This window comes from Mesorhizobium sp. (genome assembly GCF_005063415.1).
Taxonomy (GTDB): Bacteria; Pseudomonadota; Alphaproteobacteria; order Rhizobiales; family Rhizobiaceae; genus Mesorhizobium.
On the sequence record NZ_SUEG01000179.1, the window covers coordinates 1 to 2,500 of the forward strand.

Consider the following 2,500-nt stretch of genomic DNA (forward strand, 5'->3'; position numbering starts at 1 on the left):
CGACGTTTCGGTGCGCGCGCAGATCCTGCGGCTGCTGCTCGACCTTCAACGCGAGGAGCGCATCGCCTATCTGTTCATTTCGCACGATCTCGGCGTCGTCCGTGCCATCGCCCACCGCGTCGCCATTCTGGACGCCGGGCGCATTGCCGAGAGCGGCGATGCCCGCACCGTCATCGACGCGCCGCAATCCGCGATCGGCAAGGCGCTGGTGGCGGCGGCGCCAAAAGTGTCAAGGATCGAACAGGACGCATCATGACCGACGTCGAAGCCCGAGCCGAAAAACTGTCGCGCGAACTCGATTCCGCCTTCCGCAACCGCGCCGATCTCTATCGTCTGTTGCTCGACGAGCTAACCGCGGAAGTTGGCGCGGAAAAGGCTGAGACGATCATGATCCGCACCATCGAACGGCGCGGCAAGGAGGTTGCGGCGGTGGCCTTCGCCGATTTCGGCCCGAACGACGCACCGGCGATCGGCGAGGCGTTCCTGGCCGTCAGCCCGGATGGCGGCCGCATCTATCCGACCGACGTCGAACGCGGCCCGGACCGCATCGCCTTCAAGGTCAGGCGCTGTCCGCTGAAGGACGCTTGGGTCGAAGCCGGCGTCGGCGACGAGAAGCTCGCCACGCTCTGCCGCATCGCCGGCGCCTTCGACCGTGGCCTGTTCGAGGCCACCGGAGTGCGCTTCGACAACGTCACCTGGACACCGGGCCATGGCCCCGGTTGCTGCCACATCGCCTTGGCCAACCGGGATGCCGGTTAGAGCTGCATCCATGCAGCGCAGGTGTCGGCGAGATTGTGGAATTCCGTCCCCGCGCGCGCTGCTCCGGTGTTTGGCAGCACGCCCCAAAACAAAAACCCCGGCGCCGTAGGGCTACCGGGGTTCGATGCATTTTGTGCAGGGGTGGTATCAAAACGAAAACGGCCCGCATAAGGCGGGCCGTTTTCGTATTTGGTTGCGGGGACAGGATTTGAACCTGTGACCTTCAGGTTATGAGCCTGACGAGCTACCGGGCTGCTCCACCCCGCGTCAACCCTAAAGGTAAGCCTTGGCTCACCGAATTCAAGCTTCCGCCAAATGAAAGGGCCGCTTGCGCGGCCCGGAGTCCCGTTGGCGGGCCTGTTCGTAAGGAGAAGATTAAACAACGTGCGCTTGGCAGACCTGGCAGCGACCTACTCTCCCGCGTCTTGAGACGAAGTACCATCAGCGCTGGAGCGTTTCACGGCCGAGTTCGGAATGGGATCGGGTGCAGCCGCTCCGCCATAACCACCAGGTCGGCAAAACGCACGTTGCTCGAGAAGCTGTTTTCTGTGCCATCCATCTCGGCGCAATCTAAGGATTGTCACCAGAAATGGGCATTAGGAATGAGAACGATCAAGCCGATCGAACTATTAGTACCGGTAAGCTTCAAGCGTTGCCGCTCTTCCACACCCGGCCTATCAACGTGGTCGTCTTCCACGGTTCTCAGGGAATACTCGTTTTAAGGTGGGTTTCCCGCTTAGATGCCTTCAGCGGTTATCCCGTCCGGATATAGCTACCCTGCTATGCGGCTGGCGCCACAACAGGTCCACCAGAGATCCGTCCATCCCGGTCCTCTCGTACTAGGGACAGATCCTTTCAATATTCCTACACCCACGGCAGATAGGGACCGAACTGTCTCACGACGTTCTGAACCCAACTCACGTACCGCTTTAAATGGCGAACAGCCATACCCTTGGGACCTGCTCCAGCCCCAGGATGCGATGAGTCGACATCGAGGTGCCAAACAACCCCGTCGATATGGACTCTTGGGGGTCATCAGCCTGTTATCCCCGGCGTACCTTTTATCCGTTGAGCGATGGCCCTTCCACGCGGGACCACCGGATCACTATGACCGACTTTCGTCTCTGCTCGACTTGTCAGTCTCGCAGTCAGGCAGGCTTATGCCATTGCACTCAGCGAACGATTTCCGACCGTTCTGAGCCCACCATCGCGCGCCTCCGTTACTCTTTAGGAGGCGACCGCCCCAGTCAAACTACCCACCATACATTGTCCCGGACCCGGATAACGGGCCGCGGTTAGACATCCATAGTGATAAGGGTGGTATTTCAAGGGTGGCTCCACCTGAGCTGGCGCCCAGGTTTCAAAGCCTACCACCTATCCTACACATGCCACTACGAATGCCAATGTAAAGCTATAGTAAAGGTGCACGGGGTCTTTCCGTCTAACCGCAGGAACCCCGCATCTTCACGGGGAATTCAATTTCACTGAGTCTATGCTGGAGACAGCGGGGAAGTCGTTACGCCATTCGTGCAGGTCGGAACTTACCCGACAAGGAATTTCGCTACCTTAGGACCGTTATAGTTACGGCCGCCGTTTACTGGGGCTTCGATTCAGAGCTTGCACCCCTCCTCTTAACCTTCCAGCACCGGGCAGGCGTCAGACCCTATACGTCGTCTTGCGACTTCGCAGAGCCCTGTGTTTTTGATAAACAGTCGCTACCCCCTGGTCTGTGCCACCCTCC

Annotated in this window: 1 protein-coding gene, 1 tRNA gene, 2 rRNA genes and 1 pseudogene (1 of these 5 cut by a window edge); 2 read left to right on the top strand and 3 right to left on the bottom strand. The window is 59.5% G+C overall.

Annotated elements, in window-relative coordinates; genetic code table 11:
* Window positions 1-256, top strand: a pseudogene (locus tag E5W70_RS28360) (peptide ABC transporter ATP-binding protein); the annotation flags it as partial.
* The gene (locus tag E5W70_RS28365) at window positions 253-759 is read left to right on the top strand and encodes an L-2-amino-thiazoline-4-carboxylic acid hydrolase (protein WP_292664626.1); all 507 of its coding nucleotides are present in this window, start codon (window positions 253-255) and stop codon (window positions 757-759) included. The pseudogene E5W70_RS28360 and the gene E5W70_RS28365, both read left to right, overlap by 4 nt.
* A gap of 190 nt (window positions 760-949) precedes the next feature.
* Here the strand turns inward: E5W70_RS28365 and E5W70_RS28370 are convergent.
* From E5W70_RS28370 to E5W70_RS28380, 3 genes are all read right to left on the bottom strand, one after another.
* Window positions 950-1,026: transfer RNA gene (locus tag E5W70_RS28370), tRNA-Met, on the bottom strand.
* A 130-nt stretch (window positions 1,027-1,156) separates the two neighbouring features.
* Window positions 1,157-1,271: ribosomal RNA gene (gene rrf / locus E5W70_RS28375) — 5S ribosomal RNA — on the bottom strand.
* Between the two features lie 96 nt (window positions 1,272-1,367).
* A 23S ribosomal RNA gene (locus tag E5W70_RS28380) occupies window positions 1,368-2,500 on the bottom strand (it continues 1,666 nt past the right edge of the window).